The following is a 26,431-nucleotide window of genomic DNA, read 5'->3' as shown; positions in this document are numbered from 1 at the left end:
GTGGGTAAAGAGGCCAGCCTAGGCAGCCGCGGTTTGTCGAGGCGCTAGATAGGTAATGCCTGGGCTCAGAACAGCTGTAGCTGGCGGCCGGTCAACGCCGCGAAATCATCCCCGACAAAGGGCAGGATGGCGTCGGCCACCGGTTGCAGTTGGCGGCTCAGGTAATGCTCGTAATCAATGGGTGCCTGCAGGCTCTCCAAGGGTTCAGGGCCGGCGGTGGTCATCAGGTAGCTGATCCAGCCGCCGTTCTGGTACTGCCGGGGGCGGCCGAGGCGGCTGTTGTACTCATCGGCCAGGCGCGCGGCGCGCACATGCGGCGGCACGTTACGCTGGTAATCGGCCAGCGGACGACGCAAGCGCTTGCGGTACACCATCAGCTCATCGAATTCGCCGGCCAAGGTCTGCTGCACGTACTGGCGCACATAGTCGCGGTACGGTTGGCCACGGAAGATCCGCCCGTAAAGCGCCTGCTGAAATTCCCGGGCCAGCGGCGACCAGTCGGTGCGTACCGACTCCAGGCCTTTGTAGACCATCTCCTCGCTGCCGTCGGCGCGCTGCACCAGCCCTGCGTAGCGCTTCTTGCTGCCTTCTTCGGTACCGCGGATGGTCGGCATCAGGAAGCGTCGGTAATGGGTTTCGAACTGCAACTCCAGGGCACTCTCCAGGCCCATCGAATCACTCAAGTGCCGGCGCCACCAGTGGTTGACCTCGGCCACCAGCTCGCGGCCGATGCGCGCTGCAGCGTCCTCGTCATGGGCACCCTTGAGCCAGACGAAGGTGGAGTCGGTATCGCCATAGATCACATCGAAACCGCGGGCTTCGATCAGTTCGCGGGTCTGGCGCATGATCTGGTGCCCGCGCATGGTGATCGACGATGCCAGGCGCGGGTCGAAGAAGCGGCAGCCACTGGAGCCCAGTACGCCGTAGAAGGCATTCATGATGATTTTGAGGGCCTGCGACAGCGGCGCGTTGCCCGCGCGCTTGGCCGCCTCCCTGCCCTGCCATACCCGCTCGACGATGGCCGGCAGGCAGTGCTGGCTGCGCGAAAAGCGCCCGCCGCGAAAACCTTCGACCGCGTGCTGCGGGTCGGGCTGACGCAAGCCTTCGACGAGGCCCACCGGGTCGATCAGGAAGGTACGGATGATCGAGGGGTACAGGCTCTTGTAGTCCAGCACCAGCACCGAATCGTAGAGGCCAGGGCGTGAGTCCATGACAAAACCTCCGGGGCTGGCTTCGTCCGGGCGGCTGCCGAGGTTGGGCGCGACAAAGCCCAAACGGTGCATCTGCGGTATGTACAAATGGCAGAACGCGGCCACCGAGCCACCGCTTCGGTCCACGGCCAAGCCGGTGACCGAGGCGCGTTCGAGCAGGAACTCGAGCAACCGGGTGTGGGCGAAGATGCGCGTGACCAGTTCGCAGTCCTTGAGGTTGTAGCGCGCCAGCGACGGTTTGTCCTCGGCGAACATGCGGTTGATTTCATCCATGCGCTGGTATGGCGTGCTGATCGCCTTGCCCTCCCCCAGCAGCGTTTGGGCAACGCTCTCCAGGCTGAACGACGGGAAGCTCCAGGTTGCCGAACGCAAGGCTTCGATGCCGTCGATCAGCAAGCGCCCAGGGGCATCGGCGAACACGTGGCCGCCGCTGGCGTGAGCGCGCAAGGCCATGGGCGCGCCGTTGCGGCCCAGGGCCAAAGGCACCTGCAGGTGTTTGGCGTGTTCGTGCAACAGACGCAGGTCGAACTGCACCAGGTTCCAGCCGATGATCGCATCCGGGTCGTGCCGGGCCATCCATTGGTTGAGGCAATCGAGCAGCGCGGCAGGGTCGTCGCAGTACTGCAGGTCGAAGCCCTCCGCGCTGCTGTCGCCGTTGGCCGGGCCGAGCATGTACACCTGGCGCTGGCCGCAGCCTTCGAGGGCGATGCTGTACAGCGCGCCGCGCTCGCTGGTTTCGATATCCAGCGACACCAGGCGCAGCGGCGGTCGGTAGTCTGGCAGTGGCTTGAGCTGGCCGTCGCAGAGCACGCCGTGGGCGTCTGGCTGGCCGGTGAACTGCACCGGGGCCGTGATGAAGCGCTCCATCAGGTAGCGCTCGGGGGGGCGGATATCGGCTTCGTACACCTCGACGCCGGCGTTGCGCAGGCGTTGCTCCAGTTGCATCAACTGGCGATGCTGGCGGCAGTACAAGCCAAGCACCGGGCGCTGATCGAAGTCGCGCAGTTGCAAGGGCTTAAGCTCGACACCCGGCTCGTTGGCCAACAGCACGCGCGCATGTTCGGCCTGCGCCTGCGCGATGAACGCCACCGAGACTTGCGGCGCCAAGCGCAGCTGGCGCGGGCCCTGGTCCGTCGCCAGCCAGAACTCCACGCACGTGCCTTCGGGTGTGTCATGCCAATGCCGGGTCAGGACAAAGCCCTGCTGCAATTCCACCGCGTGGACCTCTGATCGTCTGTTGTGCTGTAAGTGACGATTCTACCCTGTGCAGGGCAATCCAGGGGTTGCCATGTCTTGCGTTGTCCTCAGATCCGACCCGGCCTCTGTAGGAGCAGCCTTGTGCTGCGAAGAGGCCGGTAAACCTGGCAGAGTTGCATGGTCAGTACTGGCCTCTTCGCAGCACAAGGCTGCTCCTACAAAGACCGCGTAGGCCTGGAAACTATCGGGAGCCGGCCTTGAACCCGCCACGGCGCCCTGCCCAGGCCAGCAGCCACGCCAGGCCAATCAATACCAGCGCCACGGGGCCAAACCAGGCGACGCCCGCCCCGGTCAGCAGCAACCCACCGATAATCCCGCCCAAGGCAATGGCGCTGTTCCATACCGTCACCAGCATCGACTGCGCCACGTCACCGCCCTCGCCCGCCGCATCTGCGCAGGCCGTCTGTAGCAGTGTTGGCGCGCCGCCGTAGGTCACGCCCCACAGCGCGATGCTCAGGTACAGGGCCCACGAGGACGCCTGCCCCAGCATCAGGGTGGCCACGGCAAAACCGGCCAGGCTGAGCAGCACCAGCGTGCGCAGGTGGCGATCGACCAACAGCCCGACCAGGCCGATGCCCGCCAGCGCCGACAAGCCGAACACCATCAACACCTGGCCGATTTCGGCGGCCATCCCCGCCGCCGCCAGCAGCGGCACGATGTAGGTATACAGAATGTTGTGGCCGAGGATCCAGGTCATGATCACCAACAGCACCAACGCCACGCCAGGTGTGCGCAACACCTGCAGCGCCGCCGGTCGCTTGCCGGCGGCCTGCCCCGGGTAGTCCGGCACGGCGCGCAACACCCAGACGACTAGCAGCAGCGCCACCACAGTGACCACGACAAAGGTGGCCCGCCACCCCAACAGTGCCCCTAGCCAGGTGCCGATGGGCAAGCCGAGGGACAAGGCTATCGGCTGGCCGAGCATGGCCACCGCCATCGCCCGCCCCTGCAAGGCCACCGGCACCATGCGCCGGGCATGGCCGGCAATCAATCCCCAAGCCAGGCCGGCTGCGGCACCGGTGAAAAAGCGCAGCACCAGGGTAAGGGCATTGGACGACGACAAGGCCGTCAACCCGTTGAACAGCACGAAGCCACCAATCGCCAGCAGCAGTGCACGGCGGCGATACCAGCCTTGGGTCAGGGTCACCAGCGGGATGGCCGTCAGCAGCGAGCCCAATGCATACGCCGTGACCCACTGCCCGGCCATGGCCTGGCTGATCACCATGCCGCCGGCGATCTGGTCCAGCAGGCCGGCAGGCAGGGTTTCGCTGAGGATGGCAATGAAGCCGGTCATCGCCAGGGCCAGCAGGCCACTCAAGGGTAAGCGCTCGGCGCTGTCACCCAGTAGCGGTGCGGAAGAAGTCTGGGACATTGCAGGGTGCCTTGAAGTGGTGATCGAGGCCGGCAGTGTGCATGCCGGGGGTATTGCGGAAAAAGATGGGTACAATGCCGTTCACCCCGGACATTTATGTCCGCAATCAGGAGTGCACAATGGACAGTCTCAGCGGCTTCGTGGTCTTCAACCGGGTGGCCGAAACCCGCAGTTTCGTGGCTGCAGGCCAGTCGTTGGGCATCAGTGCTTCGGCCGTGGGCAAGCGCGTGGCACGGCTGGAAAGCCGCCTGGGTGTGCGCCTGTTCCACCGCAGCACACGCAGCATCACGCTGACCGCCGAAGGCACGCTGTTTCTTGAACGCAGCCGCCGTATCCTGGCTGAGATCGAGGCCACCGAGCAGGCACTGTCACAGGCCAGTGAAACCCCGCGCGGCCGGCTACGCGTGAGCCTGCCTCAGGTCACCGGGCTGGTCATGCCGGCGCTGGCCGACTTCATGGCGTTGTACCCTGAGGTTGAACTGGACCTGGAGTTCACCGACCGCATGGTGGATATCGTCGGAGAAGGGTTCGATGTGGTGATGCGCGGCGGTCAACCCGTGGATTCGCGCCTCAATGCCAAGTTTCTCGGCCACTTCCAGCATCGCTTGGTGGCATCGCCGCAATACCTGCGCGAACGCGACACGCCCACCCACCCCCGCGACCTGAGTGCACACACCTGCCTGCACTACCGCTTCCCCAGCAACGGCAAGCTGGAGACTTGGCCGCTGCGCCAGGAGCACCCCGACCAAGGCTATGACATCCCCATTTCGATGGTGTGCAACCACGTCGAGACACGCATCTGCTTCGCCCTCAACCACCGCGGCATCACCTGCCTGCCAGACTTCAGCGTGCGCCGCGAACTGGCCGCCGGCACGCTGGTGACGGTACTCGACAGTTTCATGGAGCGGCGTGGCAGTTTCTACCTGTTGTGGCCGTCGGGGCGCCAGGTGCCGCCCAAGCTGCGGGTGTTCATCGATTTCATGCTTGAGCGGGTGCTCCCCGGCAGCCCTCAACCGTACAAATAGTTGATGTCCTTGTAGGCCAACGGCGGCACCTGGCTGATCAGAAAGTCACGCAGTTTGTGCATCTGCCGGGCCTTGGGGCTGGATTTCAGCCAGGTCATGTAATACCCGTCGCCGGTCGCCACCGCGTGCTTGAATGGCGTCACCAGCCGCCCCGCCGACAGGTCGGAGCTGGCCAGCACCAAGTCCACCACCGAGATGCCCAGGCCTTGCTGGGCCGCCGAAATCCCCTGGTCGAGGGTATCGAACACCTGCCCCTGGTCGATGCTGATATCCAGTGCGTCCATCCGCGCCAGCCAGCGTCGCCAGTCGCGACGGTCCGGCGACGGGTGCAAGAACTCGCATTGGCGCAGGTCGGCAAGGTCGGGCTGGGCTTGCGCCATGTAATCGGGGTGGCACACCGGGATCAGCCACTCATCGAACAGCTTGAAGCTCTCGACATCGGCGGGGAAACGGCCGTTGGCCAACAGGATGGCGCAGTCGTAGGGCTCCGAATAGAAGTCCACGCTGTCGATGTCCATCCACACGCTCGACAGTTGCACGCTGCTGCTGTCATCGAGCTTCTTGAAGCCGTCCAGGGCCCTGAGCAACCAGCGCATGGTGAGCGTGGATGGCGCCTTCAGTCGCACGCCATATCGGTCCTGTCGCAGCAACGCGCAGGCGTTTTCGATGATCTTGAAGCCGACCTTGAGCTCTTGTGACAGCAGGCGCCCGTGCTCGGTCAGGCTCAGTTTCGGCCCACGACGCTCGAACAGGTCGCAGCCGAACATGGCCTCGAGGGTCTTGATGTGGTGGCTGACCGCCCCTTGGGTCAGCGCCAGCTCCTCCGCCGCACGTGTAAAGGAGCCATAACGAGAGGCCACCTCGAAAGCACGCAGGGCGTGCAAGGCCTGAATCCGTTCCGACATGGCGACGTCCGAAGCATGAGTGAGACTAATAGTAGGTCATAGTTCCACGCGTTTTACAACGTTAAGTCTGTCTCAGAAAATGCGGGTAAATAATAAAGATTACCAACGATTCTGCCTGCATATGACTGGAACGTTACTTAATTAGATGCCTGGGGAAATCATGTTTACGGGTTATGGAAACTGCTATCGCCTGGATGCGCTAGAGCTGGCCGCTGAACATGTGCGGAACACGCAACATTGGACATACAAAACCATACAACATTTTCGCAGCATTCTCGCCAACCCCGAATTCCCCTGCCTGTTTGGCCGCAAGGCAGTCGCCAGCGAGACCTGCCACATCCTCTTCGCCCGCGCCGAACAACTGGCCGACGACATCGCCCAGGGCCTGGCTGACTACGTGCGCACCATCACACCGATCCCGCTCAAGCAGCGCATCGGCAGCCCATTGGTGGTGTTTCTCGAAACCGCCAGCGAATACACCCTTGCCGAGCAACAGGCGCTGGCCTGGAAGGTCCTGCAGGGCGTGCACGCGCGCGACCCGCACCCCTGGCCACAGGCGATGCCGACTGACCCCCACGACACGGGCTGGTCGTTCTGCTACGCCGGTATGCCGCTGTTCATCAACATGAACTTCCCCGGCCACCAACAGATGAAAAGCCGCAACCTGGGGCCACACATCACTTTCGTCATCAACCCGCGGGAAAACTTCGACGAAGTGGCCAACGCCAGCACCGAAAGTGGCAAGCGTATCCGTGCCCGCATCCGCGAGCGGGTACAGCATTACAACAACGGCATCATGCCCGACACCCTTGGCGCGTTCGGCGATGCCGACAACTACGAGTGGAAGCAGTACCAGCTACAGGAGGCGGGTTCGCTCAACCCGTCGCGCTGCCCGTTCCACGCCCATGTAACAGCCGACACACTGATCGAGAATTGACCGTGAATACCGCACTCACCGCCACCTATGCCCTGACTGTCCTGCTGCTGATCGCCACCCCTGGCCCAGTGGTGGCACTGATCGTCAACACCGCTGCCGCCTCCGGGTCGCGCAAAGCCATGTTCACTGCCGTGGGGACCAACTGGGCGTCCCTGGTACTGATTGGCGCGGCGGCCTGGATCATCCTGACCAGCGCGGCCATCGACAAGGCCTGGCTCAGCGGCATGAGCCTGCTGGGCTGCCTGTTCATCGGCTACATCGCCGTGGGCACCCTCAAGGAAGCCCTGCAGGCGCCCACCCCAGAGTCGGCGAACGAAGCGCCTGGGCCTGGGCGTGGCGGCCTGCTGCAAGGGTTCATGGTGGGTATCTCCAACCCCAAGGACATCATCTTCTTCATCGCCTTCTTCCCTCAGTTCATCCAGATCACCGAGTCGTTCGGCAAAAGCATGGTGGTGCTGTCGCTGTTGTGGGTGGCCATCGATTTTGCCGTGCTCAGCCTGTACATCTTCGCCATCGGCAAGATCGCTTCGCAGCGCAGCAATCGCGTCATCAGCCTGGCCTCGGGCGTCGCCCTGCTGCTGATCGCGGCCGGCGGCCTGCTGTACAACCTCAAGGAACTAGCGGCCTGAGCCGGATGCCTCGCAAGGAGTGCCCATGAGATCGACCGACACGAGCACAGATGTTTTGGGCCTTCCTTCGCCGCTGCAACAGGACTACCAGCGCTTTCTGCAACTGGGCAGCCGCCGTGCGCCACACGCCTTGCACATCCACGAGAGCGGCTACCGCTCGGGCACCATCAACACCGATGCGCTCGGCCTGCGCTACAGCCACTGTGCCGGCAAGCGCTTCTCGGCGGCCGAGCGCGGCACGGCGCCGCGCATCAACCTGTTGGTCGGGGGCTCCACCGCCTTGGGCGTCGGTGCCAGCAGCGATGAGCACACGGTGGCTTCGCACCTGTCGATGCTGACCGGCGAGGTCTGGCTGAGCCTGGCAGGCTGCGGGCTCAATGCTGGCCAAGAACTGCTGATGTTCCTGACTCACCAGCACCGCCTCGGCCAGCTCGGCCACGTGGTGGTGCTCAGCGGCCTCAATACCTTGGCCCATGAGGCCCTCTACGAAATCCTCGCCAGCCCCCGCGAGGCGCATCACGTCACAGGTTTTCAGGAAGCCTTGAACAGTTTCAGCGATGGCATGCCGCCTGCCGCAGCCCCCCGCCGACAATCGCTTTGGCGGCGCATCGGCCAAGCCTTGGCCGCGCCCCCTCCCGCGCCTCCAGCCGCCCAGCCGCTGTCGCCCCCAGAAAAACGCCTGGTCCGCGCGGCCGACAGCATCGGCCGCACCCTGCGCCAGTGGGAGCGGCTGCTGGCAGACAGCCACGCCACCCTCACCTTCATTCTTCAGCCGCTGCTGCCCTGGTGCCGAGAAACTTTGCCAGCGGGCGAGCAAGCTATGCTGGCGGCGTTGGCGCGGCAGCCCGCGAACTTCGAGCGCCTGCTGGACGGGGTCTTCGACAGCCACTTGCACACGGCCTTCTTTCGCCGCATCAAAGACCAGGCCGACCCGGTAGCCTGCTATGACATGAACAGCATGCTCAGCAGCTCGCCCGTGTTTGGCGCCGACCTGTTCGTCGACCGCCTGCACCTCAACGACCTGGGCAACAACGCACTGGCCAAAGTCATTACCGCCAAGCTGGGCCTGGCCCAGGAAAAACACGCTCAGCGCAAGGTCACGCCTATCAAGCTCGTCTGACAGTTGCCCGCCGGTCTTCCGGCGAGGCCCCTTGGGTGGCTAGAATACGTCGTCGTTCCGATTCGCCCGAGGCGTACCTGTACCTGTGATGAACATCCAAGCCGTGCATCAACCACTGGCCGCCTGTCGTGACTGCCCGTCCCACGAGGCCTGCCTGTGAGTCGTGTGGCAACCCTGTCGCCGCTGGTGATCGCCTTGATGCCACTGGCCGCGCAAGCGCTCGACGTGCGCATAGACCCTCATGCCGACTTGCTCTACCGCCAGGCCCTGCCCTTGCTCGAGCAGGCCGACAGCCAGGACGACGGCGCCAGCTCACTGCGCACTGCCGTGGGCAGCGACCCGGAGCTCACCCGCCAGGGCCAGGCCCTCGCGCACACCTTGCCCACCGCCGTGGCACTGCTGAAAAAGTCGGTGGAGCTTGGCCACCCCGTGGCCCAGTACCGGCTGGCGCTGTACTACATGACCTACCTGCCGGTGGCCCAGATCCCGGACGCTGCCTGCCCTTTGCTGGAGGCGAGCCTCAAGCAAGGCTTCGCGCCACCGGCACCGGCCATTGCCACCTGGTGCCCGCCCTACAACGCCAGCGCAGACTATCGCGCTGCGCTGGAGGCGATCCCAAGCATGGCCCCCCAATACGCTCCCTACTACCCACAGCCCACCACACGACTGGCCTGCAACCGCAGCCAGCCGCAAGGCCTGAACATGCAGTGGGGGCGCCAGCGTGACTACCAGGCCGAGGTGTACCGGGTGCTGGCCGACCTTGACCCAGGGCATCGCCAGGCCTTGCTGCAAAAGGCCGTGGACATCAACGGATGCTCGACTGCGCAGCGCTGGTTGACCAGCCATCGATAGCGGCGAGTCGACAAACCAGCAAGATCGTTCAAGCCATCGCCCGCTTCACTCTGGCATGCTGCCCAACCGAGTACACGCGTTGCAGCCACCATGCCCCACAACCCACACATCGCTCGCCAAGCCTTTGTTCATGGCGCCATCGCCATCCTCCCGCTTTCACTGGCCGTCGCCCCCTGGGGCCTGCTGGCCGGCTCCATGGCCATTGAGGCCAACCTGAGCGCCTGGCAAGGCCAGGGGCTGTCGGCCATCGTCTTCGCCGGTGCTGCACAACTGGTGGCGATCGGCATGCTCAAGGGCGGCGCCAACCTGGCCTCGATCCTGCTCACCACCTTGCTGCTGACATCGCAGCACCTGCTGTACGGCCTGTCCATGCGCCCGGTGCTGTCGAACCAGCCGCTGCGCTGGCGGTTGGGCCTGGGCTTTTTGCTGACCGACGAGTTCTTTGCCCTGACCAGCCATTACGACCAGCAGCAGTTCAATCGCTGGTATGCGCTGGGTGTGGGCCTGACCTTCTACATCGCTTGGAACCTGTTCACCTTGGCAGGCATCGTCCTTGGCCAGAACATCCCGCACCTCGACCAATTGGGCCTGGACTTCTCGATTGTCGCCACCTTCGTCGCCCTGATCGCGCCACTGGTGCGCAACCTGGCCACGGTGGTGTGCGTGGCCGTATCGCTGTTCTGCTCGGTCCTGTTCAGTGCCTGGCACTGGGAAACTGCCCTGGTGGCCGCGGGCCTGCTCGGCATGGGCGCCGGCTTCATTTGCCAAAAGTGCTTTGGAGGCCGCGCATGACCTGGTTACTGATTTTCGCCATGGGCGCCATCGTGTTTCTCAATCGCTATGCGTTTCTTGAACCACGCCTGCCCTTGCGCCTGAGTTCCAATGCCCGGCAGTTTCTGGGCTTCGCGGTGCCGGGCATGCTCACCGCCATCTGCGGGCCGATCATTTTCATGCCTGACCACCAGCTGAACCTGAGCCTGCTCAACCCTTATCTGCTGGGCTCGGTGGTGGCCGTCGCCTTGGTGCTGTTGACCCGCAGCGTGTTGCTGAGCATGCTGGTGAGCATGTTGATCTTCTTCCTCCTGCGCAGCTGGCTGGCATGACCACGCCCCTGCGCGAGCAGACGCACCTGTGGCAGGCGCCGGCGCTGGGCGACGTCGAAATGCTGCACGCGCGGTATTTCCAGCAGCGCTTCGCCCCGCACGTGCATGAAGGCTACGTGTTCACCGTGATCGAGTCGGGCGCCCAGCGCTTCTGGCATCGTGGCAGCGAACACCTGGCCCCGGTGGGCAGCATGGTGTTGATCAACCCCGACGAACTGCACACCGGCGCCACCGCCCACGAAGCCGGCTGGCGCTACCGCGGTTTCTACCCAGAGCATGAGCGGGTAACGGGCGTGCTGGAGGAGCTGGAACTGGGCCGCCACGGCATGCCCACCTTCAAGGACAGTGTGATCCAGGACCCGGCCCTGGCGCTCGCCTTCAGCCAGTTGCACCAGTTGTCCGAAGGCGCAGCCAGCGCCCTGGAACAGCAGACCGCCTGGCGCCATGCCGTGCTGGCCCTGGTGCAACGCCATGGGCAATGCGCCGAACCCGCTGCACCGGGCCATGAGCCGCAGGCGGTGGCCCGCGCCCGTGAACTGCTGGAGAGTCAGCTGGCCGACCCGCCATCGCTTGAAGCCCTGGCGGCGGCGGTCAACCTGTCACCCTTCCACTTCGCCCGGGTGTTTCGCCAGGCCACCGGCCTGCCGCCCCATGCCTGGCTCAAGCAACGGCGCCTGGCCCGTGCCCGTGAGTTTTTGAAACGCGGCCAGGCGGCTTCGGAGGTGGCGTTTGCGCTTGGGTTTGCCGACCAGAGCCACTTGAGCCGGCAGTTCAAGCAGGCTTATGGGGTAACCCCAGGCGCATACCGCAGCGCCTGCCTGCCAAGCTGACGCCCTGCGACACCCGGCCCCAGGCAAGCTTGCTGGCCACTGCTACACTGACAGGGCTGAATTGGAGGATCCTGCCATGTCCGAAAGAGAGCTCACCACCCTCATATCGCTGATGAACCAGCGTCAGGCCTGCCTGAGCAGTGCCTGCAAGGAGATTGCCGACTGGATCGACCGGCAGGGCGATGTGCCCGTCGCCGGCAAGATCCGCGCGAGTCTAAAGGCCCTGGAGGCCGACGAAGCCCAGGTACGCAAGACCTTGACCTCGCTGACCCTCGACAGGCCCTTGCCGCGTTTTCGTAGCTGAATGAATTGGGGCCGCTATGCGCAGCCCCAGATCAATCAGTGATTCATGTGCATGTGGTCATGCCCACCGCCTGCCTCGGCGTTGAGCGGACGCACTGGCGCTTGCACCTGAAGCTTTTCTTTACCGCCCTTGGCATCTTCGATGACCAGGGTCAGCGGCACCTGCTCGCCTTCTTTCACCTGCTGGTTCAACCCCATCAGCATCACGTGCAGGCCGTTCGGGTCCAGGGTGACTGCTTTGCCAGCCGGCAACTCGACGGCCTTGACCTCACGCATGCCCATCACGTCGCCGTTCATGGTCATTTCATGCACTTGCACGGTCTTGGCCACAGGCGATTCAACGCCCACCAGCTTGCTGTCGCTGCTGGCCGTCAGGGTCATGAAGGCACCGGTGGACTGCTGGTGCGGCACGCTGGCGCGCACCCAAGCATCACTCACGGTGGTCTGGGCCAGGGCAGGCAGGGCAAGGCCCAGCAGGGCGATGGCGGCCAGGCCGCGCTTGATCGGTTGCAGTGAAACAGCCATTAGCAAATCTCCATCAGGGTGACCAGGTCTTCAGCGCATTCCTTGGCGTTCAGGGAATGGCCCAGGCTCAGGCGCAGGGTGCCACGCGTATCGTAGACGTAGCTGGTGGACGAATGAGAGATGGTGTAGGTATCACCGGCCGGGACCTTCTCGTAGAACACCTTGAACTCTTTGGCCACCTCGGCGATTTCTTCGGGGGTGCCCGTCAGCGCGGTGAACGAGGGGTCGAACGCTTTGACATAGGCGTCGAGCACTTCGGGGGTGTCGCGCTCCGGGTCCAGGGTGATGAATACCACCTGGAACAAGTCACGGTCGCGGCCCCTGAGCAACTGCCTGATTTGCGCCGCCCGCGCCAGCGTGGTCGGGCAGACCGCCGGGCACTGGGTGAAGCCGAAGAAAATCATCGGCATGCTGCCGTAGAAGCTCGACAGGGTACGCGGGTTGCCTTGGGGGTCCTTGAGGTTGAACTTGCGCCCAAGGATTTCGTTGCTCATGTTCTTGCCGTACTTGAACTCAAGACCCCGGGCCGGGCTGCAGCCAGCCAGCAGGCCAAGCCCGAGAACGCCCATCCCGGCGACAACCGCGCGCCGGGTATACAGATCATTCATGGAACTATCCTTTACAGGCCATCCTTTACAGGAAAGGTACCGGCCCTTGGGACGGGCCAGCCGAAAAACCGGGGCATTCTTACATGACACCCCAAGTGCTTCTACCCGACGAAGGCGCAGATGGCCTGCAGCCCTTTGAATACGGGCTGCGGCCTGTTGTCGCAGGGGTTGAACTCGTAACAGTTTGTTGCTAAGGAAGCGGCGAACCCTGGTATCAGTAGTACGCGTTTTCTTTCTGGGTGTGGTCGGTCACGTCGCGCACACCTTTGAGCTCCGGAATACGCTCGAGCAGGGTGCGCTCGATGCCTTCCTTCAGGGTAACGTCGGCCTGGCCGCAGCCCTGGCAACCGCCGCCAAACTGCAGCACGGCGATGCCGTCGTCGACCACGTCCACCAAGCTTACCTGGCCGCCATGGCTGGCCAGGCCCGGGTTGATCTCGGTCTGCAGGTAGTAGTTGATACGCTCGTTGATCGGGCTGTCTTCGTTGACCATCGGCACCTTGGCGTTCGGCGCCTTGATGGTCAGCTGGCCGCCCATGCGGTCGGTGGCGTAATCGACCAGCGCGTCTTCCAGGAAAGGTACGCTGACTGCATCGAGGTAAGCGGTGAAGCTCTTCAGACCCACGGCGGTGTCGTCAGGCTTCTCTTCGCCCGGCTTGCAGTAGGCAATGCACGTCTCTGCGTACTGGGTGCCTGGCTGGGTGATGAAAATGCGGATGCCGATGCCGGGCGTATTCTGCTTAGAGAGCAGATCGGCCAGGTAATCATGGGCGGCGTCGGTAATGGTTATAGCGCTCATGGAAGTTCCTCACAGACTTGCGGCCAAGTGTACGCCAACCTGGCCCTTGTACAAAGTCCTAGTATTTGACTCGGGAAAGCGCATACGCCGGCGCCTGCCCCCGTGGCGCCGCCAGCCAGGCCTGCATTCGCCGGTACAGGCCGCGCTCCAGCCACTGGTAGCTGAACCACGACATTAGTCCAATGGACGGCACGCACAGGGCAAACACCAGGTACGGGTTCAGGTGCAGCCGCTGGCTGGCGAACCAGCCGGCATACAGCACCAGCACGTGAATCAGGTAGACCGAATACGAACAGTCGCCCAGCGCCTTGAGCAGCCGGTTACCCGCGAACACCGGCTCCAGGGAGACAAAGGCCAGCACCACCAGCGCGCTCGGCAGGCCCCAGTGCACCAGACGCTGGGAGGCGTCGAGGTGGTAGATGGCATACCCCGCCACCGCGAGCAACGCCAGGGGCATCCAGATGCCCTGGCGGATCAGGCCGCGCCGATACAGCACACCCAGGCCGATGCCGAGCAGGAACTCATAAATGATGTCGTTGTTGTAGAAGCGGCTGAGCACACCCAGCCGCCCCAGCACTTCACTCACCAGCAGCAGCGCGACAGTGACCAGCAGCAACTGATGGCGTTGGCGGACCAGGAATGCCAGGCCGAACAGCAGGTAGAAGAACATCTCGAAGTTCAGCGTCCAGCCCACGTTCAAGGTCGGATAAAGGCCATACCCGCCGGGGTTTTCCGCAGGCACGAACAGCAGCGACAACAGCAGGTGGTGCCAGTCGAATTCCTGGTGCGGCATCCAGCGGCTGGCCGCCAGCAGCAGGCCCGCCATGACCAAGGTGTAGAACCAGTACGCCGGGACGATGCGCAGCACCCGGTTGAGCAGGAACTGGCGGGGTTCGATGGTTTTGTCGCGGGTGGAGAGGTAGATAACCAGGCCGCTGATGACGAAGAAGATGTCGACGCCGACAGCGCCCCGGTCGGTGAGCAGTTGGCCGATGGGCCCACTGGCCTTGAAGTCGAAAAAGATCTGCATGAAATGGTGGCAGACCACCACCCAGGCGGCGAACGCCCGCAGTGCCTGAAGCGAATACAGCATGAAATACCCTGCGATTGCCGGTGCATTGAGGCCGCTGGCCGAATGCAGAGGCGAGCGCTACGCGCTCGTTCGCGGGTAAACACGCTCCCACAGCTACTGCACCGGTCCAGAGGCCAGCGCTATCCCTGTGGGAGCGAGTTCACCCGCGAAGGGCTGCAAAGCAGCCCCCTGCAATCGATCAAGACCACCCAACCTTTCCGACCGCAGTTGTTTCGGAAAGGTCAGGTTGGCCGATCAGAGGTTCTCGTAGCGGTTCATGTCCAGCACACCCGCTTCTACCGGCTGGGTCTCCTTGATATAGCTATTGAGGTCATGGAAGTACTGCCAGAACTGCGGATGGCTGCGGCGCACGCCCCAGCGCATGACGATGCGCTCGAATTTGTCGGCATCATCACGCGCATACTCCATGTCCTCGACAAACTCGGGCACGTCCTCGGCCGGAATGTTGAAGATGAAGTTCGGGTAGCTGCTGAGCACGCCCGGGTACAAGGTCAGGGTGTCGAGCCCAGGCTGATAGCGGTAAGCCTCGCCCATCAGGAAGGCAACGTTGCTGTGCGCACGGTTGCGCAGCAGGCTGTACACCTGGCGCTGGCCGCCCTGCCCTTCGATACGCAGCATCGTCGCCTCAGGCAGTTGGTTGATGACCTTGAGCCCGGCAGCCGGGCGCGACACCAGGCGGCTGAGCGACTGCTCGACATTGCGGAACGCTTCGTTCATCTGCGGCCGCGAGCAGTAAGCCCCCTGGCAGCGGTTGATCGGGTCAGGCGCCGCATTCAGGCTGCCGGTACGCTGCACCAGCTTGAGCCCGAAGTCGCGTTTTGGGTTCGCCGGGTCCAGCTTGATACCGCTTGGGGTGTCAGTGTCGATGTCCTCGTAATCGAGCCACATCTTCACCTTGCCGCTGTTCTGGTACCAGTCGCTGAGGATCGCGCCACGCTGGTCGGCCGGCATCAGGCGCAGGAAGTTGACCTCCGCGCCATTGCGGATCAGGTCGAAGTACAGGCGGGTCTGCAACTGGTGCGAAACGTTGCCGAACACATCGAAGTTGACGGCCAACTGGTAGTAAGTGCGCTCGAACAAGGGGTAGTCAAACAGCCACACGGTGAGCGGCACATCCCCGATCAGGCCCTTGGTCACCGAGGCGCTGTCGAAGTGGCGGAAGATGCTCAGCAGTGCATTGTCATTACCGGCCCACAGCGTCGACCAACCCGGCGCCGGCATTTCGGCATAGGCTTCGCGGCGCAGTTTTTCGTATTCGTTGCGCTTGTCGCGGTAGGCATGCCAGAGGCCCAGCACACTGCCCACGTCGTCGATCTGCCCCGGCATGGCCAGCAGCGGCGTGGCCTCGCCACGGTACTGGGCATCGGTGATGTAGCGGTCATGGGCCGGCTCCTGGAACAGCGCCCAGAAGTTGTCGCGGATCACGTCGGTTGCAATCTGCCCACGGCACACCGGGCCACGGATGAAGGTGCGCACGAAGTACTCGGCGTTATCCAGCATGAACTGGTAACGCGCCACCGCCGGGATCGCCTCGAAGGTCTCGAACGGGTTGGCCCGGTGGCGCGGGCCATAGCCTGGCAGCGCCGAGGCATGCCAGTCACCCGCGTAGAACAGTTGCTTGACCCGTTTGAGCTTCTGCGGCCCCATTGGATAAGTGATGTGCGTCTTGTGCACGATCACACCCTGCACCGGCATCAGCCGGTAATAAAAGTCGGTGCCTGGCGGGTCGTTGGGGCGTCGGGTCGCGATCACATCGACCGGCTGGCCACTGGGCGTGCGGGAACGCACCCACTGGAAGAAGTGGCCCTGCTCCCCGCCGACGAAGTAGATGTGCGCAAGGAACAGGTGCTCATAAAGCCAACGGCCAACCAGCGCCTCGGTCGAACCCGGGCGGTTGAGCAGCTCTTCCCAGTCGGCGATCTGCTTGGCCTCGACCGCGCTCGGCTGAATCGGCTGATACTCCACCGGCGCGCCAGCTGCCAGCCAGCGTTGCAGGGTGGTGTACTCCTGGTCGGTCAGGCCGGTGACCGCCAGCGGCATGCCTTCTTTAGGGTGCGCGCCAGCGTAGGCGTCGAACTCATGGGGCAAAGGGCACATGTTGTTGCGGTTGATGCCCAAGACGATGTCCTCGGGCAGCTTGGCATTGGGCGTAAGCGGCGTCTTGTGCCCCAGCTCGAGCATGCGCGCCATCAGCGCGGCCTGGCTGCCCTGGCCGTCGAGCACCGAGTAGAAGCCCTTCTTGCGCCACTCGCCCTCGCTGTGGGCGTCGTAGAACAGCCGCGTAGTCGGCACCGCCGCGCTGCGGTCACCTTGGTACACCGGCACCTTGGTCGCTCCCCGCACCGCGCCCTCTGGGCTTTCCAGCTTGAGCTGGCAGGCCGCATCGTTGCAGGCATGGCAGGCCACGCACTTCTCGGTGAAAATCGGCTGGATATCCCGGGTGTAGGAAATAGCCGGGCTCGATTGGGCAGCCTGCCCGAAGGTCGCGCCACTGATGAGCAAGGCGAAAACGCCCGCCCAAGCACGAATACAACGATGCACCATGTGCGGAAAGTCCTGGTTCTTGAAAGCCATCACGATTGCCTGGTCGTCCTTGGGTGCTTGTGTGCCAACATGAGCTAAATTCATGCAAATGGGCAGTGCGCCTAAAAACCGCGCAGCTTTGTTATGATTCGGCACCTTCTGATATTCGCCCGACCAGGTAGTTCCTATGTCCGACCGCAGCGCTCGTCTCCAAGCACTCCAGCACGCACTCAAAGAGCGCATCCTGATCCTCGACGGCGGCATGGGTACTATGATCCAAAGTTATCGCCTCGAGGAACACGACTATCGTGGCACGCGCTTTGCCGATTGGCCAAGCGATGTGAAAGGTAACAACGACTTGTTGCTGCTTAGCCGCCCCGATGTCATCGCCGCGATCGAGAAAGCCTACCTGGACGCTGGCGCCGATATCCTCGAAACCAACACCTTCAACGCCACGCAGATTTCCCAGGCCGACTACGGTATGGAATCGCTGGTCTACGAGCTGAACGTCGAAGGCGCGCGCATCGCCCGCCAGGTGGCCGACGCCAAGACACTGGAGACGCCGGACAAACCGCGCTTCGTCGCCGGCGTACTGGGCCCGACCAGCCGCACCTGCTCGATTTCCCCGGACGTCAACGACCCCGGCTACCGCAACGTCACCTTCGACGAACTGGTAGAAAACTACATCGAGGCCACCCGCGGCCTGATCGAGGGCGGCGCCGACCTGATCCTGATCGAAACCATCTTCGACACCCTCAACGCCAAGGCCGCGATCTTCGCCGTGCAACAGGTGTTTGAGGATGACAACGTCGAACTGCCGATCATGATCTCCGGCACCATCACCGACGCCTCGGGCCGCACCCTGTCGGGCCAGACCACCGAAGCCTTCTGGAACTCGGTGCGCCACGCCAAGCCGATTTCCGTCGGCCTCAACTGCGCCCTCGGCGCCAAAGACCTGCGCCCGTACCTGGAAGAGCTGTCGACCAAGGCCGACACCCACGTCTCGGCGCACCCCAACGCCGGCCTGCCCAACGCCTTCGGTGAGTACGACGAAACCCCGGCCGAAATGGCCGCGGTGGTCGAGGAGTTCGCTGCCAGCGGCTTCCTTAACATCATCGGCGGCTGCTGCGGCACCACCCCGGGCCACATCCAGGCCATCGCCGAGGCGGTTGCCAAGTACAAGCCACGTGAGATCCCGGAGATCGCCAAGGCCTGTCGCCTGTCGGGCCTGGAGCCGTTCACCATCGACCGCCAGTCGCTGTTCGTCAACGTGGGCGAGCGCACCAACATCACAGGTTCCGCCAAGTTCGCCCGGCTGATCCGCGAAGAGAACTACACCGAAGCCCTGGAAGTGGCCCTGCAACAGGTCGAAGCCGGTGCCCAGGTAATCGACATCAACATGGACGAAGGGATGCTCGACTCCCAGGCCGCCATGGTCCGCTTCCTCAACATGATCGCTGGCGAGCCGGACATCTCCCGCGTGCCGATCATGATCGACTCCTCCAAGTGGGAAGTGATCGAGGCGGGCCTCAAGTGCATCCAGGGCAAGGGCATCGTCAACTCGATTTCCATGAAGGAAGGCGTCGAGCAGTTCAAGCACCACGCCCGCCTGTGCAAGCGCTACGGCGCCGCCGTGGTGGTGATGGCCTTCGACGAGGTCGGCCAAGCCGACACCGCCGCGCGCAAGAAGGAAATCTGCAAGCGCAGCTACGACATCCTGGTCAACGAAGTCGGCTTCCCGCCGGAAGACATCATCTTCGACCCGAACATCTTCGCCGTCGCCACCGGCATCGAAGAGCACAACAACTACGCTGTCGACTTCATCGAAGCCTGCGCCTACATCCGCGACCACCTGCCCCACGCCTTGAGTTCGGGTGGTGTGTCCAACGTGTCGTTCTCGTTCCGCGGCAACAACCCGGTGCGTGAAGCGATCCATTCGGTGTTCCTGTTCCACGCCATCCGCAATGGCCTGACCATGGGTATCGTCAACGCCGGCCAGCTGGAAATCTACGACGAAATCCCGGCCGACCTGCGCAACAAGGTCGAGGACGTGGTGCTCAACCGCACCCCGGAAGGCACCGATGCGCTGCTGGCCATCGCCGACGACTACAAAGGCGGCGGCGCCACCAAGGAAGTCGAAAACGAAGCCTGGCGCTCGCTGCCGGTCGGCAAACGCCTGGAACATGCCCTGGTCAAAGGCATCACCGCGCACATCGTCGAAGACACCGAGGAGTGCCGCCAGCAGTGCGCGCGCCCGATCGAAGTCATTGAAGGCCCGCTGATGAGCGGCATGAACGTGGTTGGCGACCTGTTCGGTGCCGGCAAGATGTTCTTGCCGCAGGTGGTCAAGTCGGCGCGCGTGATGAAGCAGGCCGTGGCACACCTGATCCCGTTCATCGAAGCCGAAAAAGGCGACAAGCCCGAAGCCAAGGGCAAGATCCTGATGGCCACGGTCAAGGGCGACGTGCATGACATCGGCAAGAACATCGTCGGCGTGGTGCTGGGCTGTAATGGCTACGACATCGTCGACCTGGGCGTGATGGTGCCGGCCGAGAAAATCCTGCAGACCGCACGCGACGAAAAATGCGACATCATCGGCTTGTCCGGCCTGATCACCCCTTCGCTGGACGAGATGGTCCACGTTGCCCGCGAAATGCAGCGCCAGGGCTTCAACCTGCCGCTGATGATCGGGGGCGCGACCACCTCCAAGGCGCACACGGCGGTGAAGATCGAACCCAAGTACAGCAACGACGCGGTAATCTACGTCACCGACGCTTCGCGCGCCGTCGGCGTGGCAACCCAATTGTTGTCCAAGGAGCTCAAGCCCGGCTTCGTCGAGAAGACCCGTCAGGATTACGTCGAAGTGCGCGAGCGCACCGCCAACCGCAGTGCCCGCACCGAGCGCCTGAGCTACGCCAAGGCCATCGCGGCCAAGCCGCAGTATGACTGGGCAAGCTACCAGCCAGCCGTGCCTACCTTCACCGGCGTCAAGGTGCTGGAAGACATCGACCTGCGCACCCTGGCCGAGTACATCGACTGGACGCCGTTCTTCATCTCCTGGGACCTGGCCGGCAAATTCCCGCGCATCCTCACCGACGAAGTGGTCGGCGAGGCCGCGACGTCGCTGTACAAGGACGCCCGCGAGATGCTCGACAAACTGATCGACGAGAAGCTGATCAGTGCCCGCGCCGTGTTCGGCTTCTGGCCGGCCAACCAGGTCGCCGATGACGACATCGAGGTCTATGGCGATGACGGCCAGCCCCTGGCCACCCTTCATCACCTGCGCCAGCAGACCATCAAGCCAGACAACAAGCCAAACTGGTCGCTGGCCGACTTCGTCGCACCCAAAGACAGCGGCGTCACCGACTACGTCGGCGGCTTCATCACCACCGCAGGTATCGGCGCCGAAGAAGTGGCCAAGGCCTACCAGGACAAGGGCGATGACTACAGCTCGATCATGGTCAAGGCCTTGGCCGACCGCCTGGCCGAAGCCTGCGCCGAATGGCTGCACGAGCAGGTGCGTAAAGAGCACTGGGGTTACGCCCGCGACGAGCACCTGGACAACGAAGCGTTGATCAAAGAGCAGTACAGCGGCATCCGCCCTGCCCCAGGCTACCCGGCCTGCCCGGACCACACCGAGAAAGAAACCCTGTTCCGCCTGCTCGATGGCACGGCCATTGGCGAGACAGGCCCAAGCGGCGTGTTCCTGACCGAACACTTTGCGATGTTCCCGGCGGCGGCGGTCAGCGGCTGGTACTTTGCCCACCCGCAGGCGCAGTACTTTGCCGTGGGCAAGGTCGACAAGGACCAGATCGACAGCTACAGCGCGCGTAAAGGCCAGGAGGTGAGCGTGAGTGAGCGTTGGTTGGCGCCGAACCTTGGGTACGACAGCTAAGACCGTTCTAGCCTGACTGGCCTATTCGCGGGCAAGCCCGCTCCTACAGGGATTTGCGCGCCCCTGTGGGAGCGGGCTTGCCCGCGAATAGGCCAGCAAAGCCAACATCCCTTCCATTGCCTACACTGTCCCTGATTGCCTCCGAATACCCAGGAGCCCCCATGGACGACTCAAGCCAAGGCAAGCCCCCCACCTTCTGGCAAATGCTGCACAGCATCCTCGCCGCCGCCTTCGGTGTGCAGAGCGGCAAGAACCGCGCACGCGATTTCACCCACGGCAAGGCCAGCCATTTCATTGCGATGGGTACCGTGTTCACCCTGCTGTTCATTCTGATACTGATCGGCCTGGTGCAATTGGCCATGCACATGACCGCGCGTTGAGCCCATGAAAACGCCTGCGGGAATCCCTCCCGCAGGCGTCTTGGCTGGATCACGGTCTAAATGGAAGTCTACTGGTGGCTGACCCAATACACGGCGGTGACCACCACCAGGACGATCAAGCAAAGAATCGCCCAGGCATCGACACTGCTGTCAGCTTTGCGGACCTTGGTTGAGTTTCCCATTGCATTGCCTCTTGTTGTGGTTATGGGAATGCACTTCACCCCCAGCAGTTAAGACGAGCAATGCCCTTTCCTCAAGCAAGGTCTTTTGTCCGTCGACGGATGACGCTCAGGCATTGGCAAGGCCTGCATCCCTCGCCACGGCATCGTTCATCACCAACAGGTAGCCCGCGGCTCGGTTTTCCAGCACGAACACCCGTAGCCCCAATTCCAGATAAGCACGCTCTTTGTACGGGGAATAAGCATTGGTGATGATGACCCGGCCACGGTTGTGGACAAAGGGCATGACATGGTCCCTGACCTTGCCCATGAATTCCAACTCGCTCAGGTAAACATCGCTGAAGTGCCCACTGAGGATAGCCAGGTCCCCCAGGTTGCTTTCGCCATCGACCACCCGAAGCATTTCCCAACCATCGACCCTGGAAAAGGTGGTTTGCCCTTGCTCATGACTGTGCAGGTAGCTCAGGTAATTCAGGCCATCAAGGTTCGACAGGCCGTTGGCCAGCAACAAGACCGTGCCCGCATTGCCATCGCGGGTGACGATCGCCATCGGCAGATCGAGCCGGCCCATTTCATTGATCTGCACAGGCGCCCGGTGCCGGGTCGAGTTGTTTTGCATGATGTAGAACGCGGCGGCAATGTAGGCCCTCGCCTCGGTCTCGCCATTTATGGGGTCAGCCAGGAACGAAGAATCGGGAGACACCACAATATCCCCATCGCGCAATTTGTATTGCGATTCCACCGTCGTATAAAAATAGTGTCGCACGTCGTCACGGTAACGTTTGACCTGGGCGGAGTTCACGAATGTGCGTGAGGCATCGCCATTGGGGAAGTTGATTTTCAATGTCTGCGGATCGAAGGCAAAGTCATGGTTGTTGACCTGCCAAAGCTCGACCAATGCCTGCATGATGTTGTTGATATGGTGTTTAACCCGATCGGGCTGCCGAACGATCTCAGTTTGCGTCAGCGTGACCAGAGGGCTGATGTCGTTGATCCTCATCTCGCCACGAAACCCGGTGGCCCTGATGAAGTTGCTGTAGAAGCCCGACCCTGACATGGGTTCCAGCACACGCCTGATCAGTGGCTGCCCTGCGTGTTGCGCCGTCACCAGGTCAGCGATCAATGCCCCACTGATGTGCTTGGCTTCCGAGGTGATTTCGCCCGGCATGCGAACGAAACGCAGCGCTGTGAGATCCACCGGCAACTGCCATTGATGGTGAAACAGCTCAACTTTCGCGGCAATGTTGGCACTGTCGCTGCTGCGCTGGACTGCCTCCGGTGCATTGGCAAATAGCCTGTCGAGTTCAGCTCGACGGTGCCTGGGACGTACAAATGGAAAGAACCGGTTGGACGCTTTGTGCGTGCCCCCCGCGAGGCTGAACGTACCCTCATGTGTGGAACCTGACAAACCCAATGTCCGTGGCAGTTGTTGCGCGCCGGGCCTGCTCCAAGGCCGCCACGGCTGGGCGTCAGCGTTATTGTCCATACCCCCAGGCAAGGTCTGTGCACGTTGCCACAGGCCAGACTGCAACCGATGCAACCAGACACCGCCACCGGTGCCCGCGGGCCGCACCACCTCCACTTCCACCGCCCCAGGTTCAGCGGCCTTGACACGGTAGAAGGTGGTACTCAGGCCACGAAAGGCGATATAGCTCGCACCGCCGCCCCCGCTGTCGACTGCATCATGGTAGAGGCGTGCAAGCGGGTCGCGGGCGTGCAGCGCCGCCAACCTGGCCTGTACGGCTGCGCCTTGTACCGGGCCGTCAACCAGTTGGTCGACAGCTTCCACGGGTTCCTGCAGGCGGCGCCATTCGCCGTAACTTCGGTGCAACAACGGCCCTCGCGTCATGGCGGGCCCCTGGACCCGCCACGACGTCCCTTCCTGGCGCAGCTCCAGCGCGCCAGCGCCCCACTGCAACCAGGCCTCTTTGCCCTGCAGCGTCAGGCCGTCGGCGCCAGGCGCGGCGGGCAGCGTCACGGCCTGCAGACAGGCACTCAACTCAGGGTCGGCGTGCACGTCCACGCCTTTCAGGCCACTTGGCGCTGGGGCGCTCCCGGCATCGGCCAGCAGCTTGCCCATCACCGCTTCGTTCAGCGCCTGCGCATCGCCGATGTTGATCCCGAGGCGTTCGCGAGCAGCGTCGTCCATGACCCGCAACAGCACATCACTCACCGGTGCCGAGCTGCCCTTGGCCGGCGCTATCGTATCCCCACCGTCGAGTTGCCCCCGATAGACATAGGCGCCCTCCTCCCCACGGCGCTGCAGCACCAGCACCTGCGAAGCCTGCTCGCTTCCCCAGGCCGCGACGCTTTTGCCACCCGCCATCACCCGCACTGCAACGCGCTGCTGCAGGTCGTGTTCGCTGATCAGGCGCAGCAGCGCACTTAGGTACAGCGACTCTGCGCTGAAGGTCAATGACTGCGGGCCGGCGGGCCCTGGCGCTCCAGCCAGCGCGGCAAGGTCCGCCTGGTACCTGGCCTTGGCCAGGTTTGCTGGGCTTCCCGGTTGCGCAACACAACGCTCGCTGTGCGCGCTTACCGCAGCGGCATCGCTGCCCTGCAGCCGCCCCTCGGGGAGGTTGTCATGGCCCTCCACCGACACGGCCAGCAGTGCGCCTTCACCCTTGGGTACGCTGCCACGGGGTCGGTTGTCGTGGTGGATGGCGCGCTGCAGCAGGTACGCCTGCTCCGGTCGCTCGAACTGAGTTACCGCATCATGCTTCAAGCGCGCTGCCAACTCGCCGCGATTGTCCACGACCAGCCCGGCCCGGGTGGGCGCCTGCACGTAGAGGAACAGCGAATCGGCTGTCTCGCCGTTGCCATTTTCCTGGCCGCTCCCGTAGTGCCATCGGTCATGCCGAGTCAACACCACTTCACGCCTCGCTGCGCCTTCACCGTCCGCTGCCCCGCGCTCAGGCTCGAATACCCTGAGCGAGTGCCCGTCGGTATCCTCGACGCTGATACGAACATTCAGGCTGTGGGCCAACCAGCCCACCACCGGCCATTCCACAGCTTCCGGCAGCTGCGTGTACTGCGGGGTTGCCAGCAGCGACGCCGTTTGCCCGATCAGCTCACGGTTCATCGCTTCGCTGGCCGCCGCCGCAAGCGCCATGTCCATCGGGGCCTTCCCCCGCCACATGGCATTCAAGGCCTGCTTGCTGGTCCCTGCGTGACGCAGCAATGTGGCCATCGCATCATCGCTCAAGCCGTGAAGCGTAGGGGGCAACATGCTGCGCAAACGCTGCACGGCCGTGACTGGCGGGGCGCCGACAGCGCCGGTATCGGCAGAAGGGAACGTGCGACCCGGCAATAGCGTTCGGTTGAGCTTGTCGAGCCGCGACCTGACCAGCGTGCCCGCCTTACGCAGGAGCTGCATTTCCAGCACGGTTTCGAAAAAATCCACCAGTGTTTCGGCTGCCTCGTCCCACTTCGATTGCACCAGGTTCTGCGGCAGGTCAATGGCCAGCTGCTTGGCGAACATGGCCTTGAACAGTAGCGCCCGGCCTGGGAACTTCACATCGCCAGGGACCGCAATCAAGATGACGTCCAGCACGAAGGCAAGCACCTCGGCGCCGATGCGCTGGGCATGCTCCAGGCTGCTGCTCTGATTGGGCGTGAAATGCTCCTTGACCCGCCCCACCAGCAAGGCGCCATAGGCGCTTGCCAATCGGCCGGTGACCGTGGACTGCGACAACGGATACGGTGCAGTAAAGCGCACGCCGCTTGCGCCGCGATCATAGTCAGCCTTGCTCGCGTAAACACCGGCGCCATGGGCCCAATAGGCGCTTGCTGGGTAGGCCGTGCTGTTTGCCAACGGCTGCGGCATCTTGGCGCCAACCGCCCGCTGTGCCGAGGGTGTCAGCAGCGACCATGACCACCCCGAACGCTCACGCCGGGTGCCCCAAAGGTCGCGGCGAAACGCCTCGCTGAATACCTGCATGGCACTGAAACCTTGCACGGCGTCCGCAACGAACAACCGGCCCTCGGGGAACAGGCCCGCATAGACGTAAACGCCGCTGGCTGTACTCAGGGCGTACACCGGCAGGTCATGCCCCTCCACGCGTAACATGAAGTTGCCTCTGTGCAGTGTCAGCCCCGCGATTGGCAAGCCATAGCTCACTATCCCGGCCAGCGACACGCCAGCGCTCGCTTGCAGTTGCAGGTGCTGAGCAGGCGTAATCTGCCCCACTTTCAGGGCATTGAGCAGCGCTATCTCGAAGTTGGCATTCGACTCGCACCTGATTGTCGAGGCCACCTCCGCTTGCGCCAACCAGGCATCACACTGGGTGGCAATTGATGCGCCGATGTCCAGCTCACGGCCAATGCTGACAACTTCATCGACCGTTACCTGGCTGCCGTCCTGCTTGGCCAAGGCACCGCCTCCGAGCGTCAGCCAACTGTTGTCGACAAAATCGTTGGCATCCCGGGTCAGCCGGGGCTGGGCAAGCTGGACGGGTGTACCGCGAGCGAGCCAGGCCCACAGCGGCTCGCTGACATCGGGCTTTTCGGTGCGGGCCGTGTGAATACGCACAGCGTCCACCTGCACATCGCGCCCACATAACGTGGCGAGGTGGCGGCTGACCTGTGACTTGGCGTCCTGTACGACCTTCATGAGTGCATCGGCGCCCACCCGGGGCGTGCCATACAAAGCGTCCAGCCGCGCGCGCTGCGCCTTGTTCAATGTCCCGTAGAACGCCTCCATTGCACCGAGGGCCTTGGCCATCAGGGCTGCAGCATTGCTTTCATCTGCGGTCAGCAGGAGGGGTTCATGACCACTGGGGTATAGCGTGATATTCGTATCGACTTGAGCCGAGCTAACGCTGTCGACGGCAGGCAAGTTGGGCATGACAGGCTCCTTTGATTAGAGGCTGTCATCTGAACAAGG

General features: G+C 63.3%; 20 protein-coding genes. 11 read left to right on the top strand and 9 right to left on the bottom strand.

Features of this window, described 5'->3' with window-relative positions; translation table 11 throughout:
- Window positions 1-65: 65 nt before the first annotated feature.
- Window positions 66-2,426 (bottom strand): DNA polymerase II, encoded by a 2,361-nt coding sequence (locus MFF34_RS05115; RefSeq protein ID WP_238210740.1) that lies wholly within the window; start codon window positions 2,424-2,426, stop codon window positions 66-68.
- A 223-nt stretch (window positions 2,427-2,649) separates the two neighbouring features.
- Window positions 2,650-3,840 carry an MFS transporter gene (locus MFF34_RS05110; RefSeq protein WP_238210739.1) on the bottom strand — a complete coding sequence of 397 codons (1,191 nt, stop codon included), beginning with the start codon at window positions 3,838-3,840 and terminating at the stop codon, window positions 2,650-2,652.
- 119 nt (window positions 3,841-3,959) lie between these two features.
- Here MFF34_RS05110 and MFF34_RS05105 point away from each other — a divergent pair, with 119 nt between their 5' ends.
- Window positions 3,960-4,865: a LysR family transcriptional regulator gene (locus tag MFF34_RS05105; protein WP_238210737.1), complete on the top strand. Its 906-nt coding sequence runs from the start codon at window positions 3,960-3,962 to the stop codon at window positions 4,863-4,865.
- On the opposite strand, the gene MFF34_RS05100 is transcribed toward MFF34_RS05105, so the two are convergent.
- On the bottom strand, window positions 4,850-5,770 hold the full coding sequence (locus MFF34_RS05100; protein WP_027593866.1) for a LysR substrate-binding domain-containing protein: 921 nt from the start codon (window positions 5,768-5,770) through the stop codon (window positions 4,850-4,852). The two genes, MFF34_RS05105 and MFF34_RS05100, sit on opposite strands and share 16 nt — an antisense overlap.
- Window positions 5,771-5,930: 160 nt before the next feature.
- On the opposite strand from MFF34_RS05100, the gene MFF34_RS05095 reads away from it, so the two are divergent.
- The 8 genes from MFF34_RS05095 (at window position 5,931) to MFF34_RS05060 (ending at window position 11,545) form a co-directional block, all read left to right on the top strand.
- Window positions 5,931-6,707, top strand: coding sequence for a YqcI/YcgG family protein (locus tag MFF34_RS05095; RefSeq protein WP_027593867.1), 777 nt, complete (start codon window positions 5,931-5,933; stop codon window positions 6,705-6,707).
- 2 nt (window positions 6,708-6,709) lie between these two features.
- Window positions 6,710-7,336, top strand: coding sequence for a LysE family translocator (locus tag MFF34_RS05090; protein ID WP_099429887.1), 627 nt, complete (start codon window positions 6,710-6,712; stop codon window positions 7,334-7,336).
- Between the two features lie 25 nt (window positions 7,337-7,361).
- A complete protein-coding gene (locus MFF34_RS05085; RefSeq protein WP_238210735.1) occupies window positions 7,362-8,456 on the top strand; it encodes a hypothetical protein in 1,095 nt (364 codons plus the stop codon).
- 156 nt (window positions 8,457-8,612) lie between these two features.
- Window positions 8,613-9,308 (top strand): sel1 repeat family protein, encoded by a 696-nt coding sequence (locus tag MFF34_RS05080; protein ID WP_027593870.1) that lies wholly within the window; start codon window positions 8,613-8,615, stop codon window positions 9,306-9,308.
- Window positions 9,309-9,398: 90 nt separating this feature from the next.
- A complete protein-coding gene (locus MFF34_RS05075; protein ID WP_238210734.1) occupies window positions 9,399-10,100 on the top strand; it encodes an AzlC family ABC transporter permease in 702 nt (233 codons plus the stop codon).
- Window positions 10,097-10,411: an AzlD domain-containing protein gene (locus MFF34_RS05070; protein ID WP_027593872.1), complete on the top strand. Its 315-nt coding sequence runs from the start codon at window positions 10,097-10,099 to the stop codon at window positions 10,409-10,411. The genes MFF34_RS05075 and MFF34_RS05070 overlap by 4 nt, the downstream gene beginning before the upstream one ends.
- Window positions 10,408-11,241 carry an AraC family transcriptional regulator gene (locus MFF34_RS05065; protein ID WP_085273250.1) on the top strand — a complete coding sequence of 278 codons (834 nt, stop codon included), beginning with the start codon at window positions 10,408-10,410 and terminating at the stop codon, window positions 11,239-11,241. The genes MFF34_RS05070 and MFF34_RS05065 overlap by 4 nt, the downstream gene beginning before the upstream one ends.
- 76 nt (window positions 11,242-11,317) lie before the next feature.
- The gene (locus MFF34_RS05060) at window positions 11,318-11,545 is read left to right on the top strand and encodes a hypothetical protein (RefSeq protein ID WP_033699008.1); all 228 of its coding nucleotides are present in this window, start codon (window positions 11,318-11,320) and stop codon (window positions 11,543-11,545) included.
- A gap of 35 nt (window positions 11,546-11,580) precedes the next feature.
- Here the strand turns inward: MFF34_RS05060 and MFF34_RS05055 are convergent, their stop codons facing one another.
- From MFF34_RS05055 to MFF34_RS05035, 5 genes are all read right to left on the bottom strand, one after another.
- Window positions 11,581-12,069, bottom strand: a complete 489-nt coding sequence (locus MFF34_RS05055; RefSeq protein ID WP_238210731.1) for a copper chaperone PCu(A)C — start codon at window positions 12,067-12,069, stop codon at window positions 11,581-11,583.
- Entirely contained in the window at window positions 12,069-12,677 is a 609-nt protein-coding gene (locus MFF34_RS05050) for an SCO family protein (protein ID WP_027593876.1), read from the bottom strand. The genes MFF34_RS05055 and MFF34_RS05050 overlap by 1 nt, the downstream gene beginning before the upstream one ends.
- A gap of 214 nt (window positions 12,678-12,891) precedes the next feature.
- Window positions 12,892-13,476 carry a Fe-S biogenesis protein NfuA gene (gene nfuA / locus MFF34_RS05045; RefSeq protein ID WP_012271640.1) on the bottom strand — a complete coding sequence of 195 codons (585 nt, stop codon included), beginning with the start codon at window positions 13,474-13,476 and terminating at the stop codon, window positions 12,892-12,894.
- Between the two features lie 58 nt (window positions 13,477-13,534).
- Window positions 13,535-14,569 (bottom strand): acyltransferase, encoded by a 1,035-nt coding sequence (locus tag MFF34_RS05040; RefSeq protein ID WP_238210729.1) that lies wholly within the window; start codon window positions 14,567-14,569, stop codon window positions 13,535-13,537.
- 234 nt (window positions 14,570-14,803) lie between these two features.
- A complete protein-coding gene (locus tag MFF34_RS05035; RefSeq protein WP_374707379.1) occupies window positions 14,804-17,143 on the bottom strand; it encodes a fatty acid cis/trans isomerase in 2,340 nt (779 codons plus the stop codon).
- 136 nt (window positions 17,144-17,279) lie between these two features.
- Between MFF34_RS05035 and metH the strand changes: the two genes are divergently transcribed.
- Together metH and MFF34_RS05025 are read left to right on the top strand one after the other, a co-directional pair.
- Window positions 17,280-20,987, top strand: coding sequence for a methionine synthase (gene metH, locus MFF34_RS05030; protein WP_027593879.1), 3,708 nt, complete (start codon window positions 17,280-17,282; stop codon window positions 20,985-20,987).
- 161 nt (window positions 20,988-21,148) lie between these two features.
- A complete protein-coding gene (locus MFF34_RS05025) occupies window positions 21,149-21,367 on the top strand; it encodes a DUF2970 domain-containing protein (protein WP_099453514.1) in 219 nt (72 codons plus the stop codon).
- Window positions 21,368-21,655: 288 nt separating this feature from the next.
- On the opposite strand, the gene MFF34_RS05020 is transcribed toward MFF34_RS05025, so the two are convergent.
- Window positions 21,656-26,392 (bottom strand): hypothetical protein, encoded by a 4,737-nt coding sequence (locus tag MFF34_RS05020; protein WP_238210727.1) that lies wholly within the window; start codon window positions 26,390-26,392, stop codon window positions 21,656-21,658.
- Window positions 26,393-26,431: the final 39 nt, after the last annotated feature.

It is taken from the genome of Pseudomonas sp. PAGU 2196 (assembly GCF_022179005.1).
Lineage (GTDB): Bacteria > Pseudomonadota > Gammaproteobacteria > Pseudomonadales > Pseudomonadaceae > Aquipseudomonas > Aquipseudomonas kermanshahensis.
Note: the sequence above shows the minus strand (reverse complement) of the source record. Positions and strands in the feature narration are given on the sequence as shown.

What these genes read in the sequence shown, in the direction of transcription:
- MFF34_RS05055 (WP_238210731.1), bottom strand. Translation starts at nt 12,069, where the DNA reads ATGGCTGTTTCACTGCAACCGATCAAGCGCGGCCTGGCCGCCATCGCC.
- MFF34_RS05070 (WP_027593872.1), top strand. Translation starts at nt 10,097, where the DNA reads ATGACCTGGTTACTGATTTTCGCCATGGGCGCCATCGTGTTTCTCAAT.
- metH (WP_027593879.1), top strand. Translation starts at nt 17,280, where the DNA reads ATGTCCGACCGCAGCGCTCGTCTCCAAGCACTCCAGCACGCACTCAAA.
- MFF34_RS05050 (WP_027593876.1), bottom strand. Translation starts at nt 12,677, where the DNA reads ATGAATGATCTGTATACCCGGCGCGCGGTTGTCGCCGGGATGGGCGTT.
- MFF34_RS05025 (WP_099453514.1), top strand. Translation starts at nt 21,149, where the DNA reads ATGGACGACTCAAGCCAAGGCAAGCCCCCCACCTTCTGGCAAATGCTG.
- MFF34_RS05060 (WP_033699008.1), top strand. Translation starts at nt 11,318, where the DNA reads ATGTCCGAAAGAGAGCTCACCACCCTCATATCGCTGATGAACCAGCGT.
- MFF34_RS05110 (WP_238210739.1), bottom strand. Translation starts at nt 3,840, where the DNA reads ATGTCCCAGACTTCTTCCGCACCGCTACTGGGTGACAGCGCCGAGCGC.
- nfuA (WP_012271640.1), bottom strand. Translation starts at nt 13,476, where the DNA reads ATGAGCGCTATAACCATTACCGACGCCGCCCATGATTACCTGGCCGAT.
- MFF34_RS05085 (WP_238210735.1), top strand. Translation starts at nt 7,362, where the DNA reads ATGAGATCGACCGACACGAGCACAGATGTTTTGGGCCTTCCTTCGCCG.
- MFF34_RS05020 (WP_238210727.1), bottom strand. Translation starts at nt 26,392, where the DNA reads ATGCCCAACTTGCCTGCCGTCGACAGCGTTAGCTCGGCTCAAGTCGAT.
- MFF34_RS05040 (WP_238210729.1), bottom strand. Translation starts at nt 14,569, where the DNA reads ATGCTGTATTCGCTTCAGGCACTGCGGGCGTTCGCCGCCTGGGTGGTG.
- MFF34_RS05065 (WP_085273250.1), top strand. Translation starts at nt 10,408, where the DNA reads ATGACCACGCCCCTGCGCGAGCAGACGCACCTGTGGCAGGCGCCGGCG.
- MFF34_RS05075 (WP_238210734.1), top strand. Translation starts at nt 9,399, where the DNA reads ATGCCCCACAACCCACACATCGCTCGCCAAGCCTTTGTTCATGGCGCC.
- MFF34_RS05105 (WP_238210737.1), top strand. Translation starts at nt 3,960, where the DNA reads ATGGACAGTCTCAGCGGCTTCGTGGTCTTCAACCGGGTGGCCGAAACC.
- MFF34_RS05035 (WP_374707379.1), bottom strand. Translation starts at nt 17,143, where the DNA reads ATGGCTTTCAAGAACCAGGACTTTCCGCACATGGTGCATCGTTGTATT.
- MFF34_RS05100 (WP_027593866.1), bottom strand. Translation starts at nt 5,770, where the DNA reads ATGTCGGAACGGATTCAGGCCTTGCACGCCCTGCGTGCTTTCGAGGTG.
- MFF34_RS05095 (WP_027593867.1), top strand. Translation starts at nt 5,931, where the DNA reads ATGTTTACGGGTTATGGAAACTGCTATCGCCTGGATGCGCTAGAGCTG.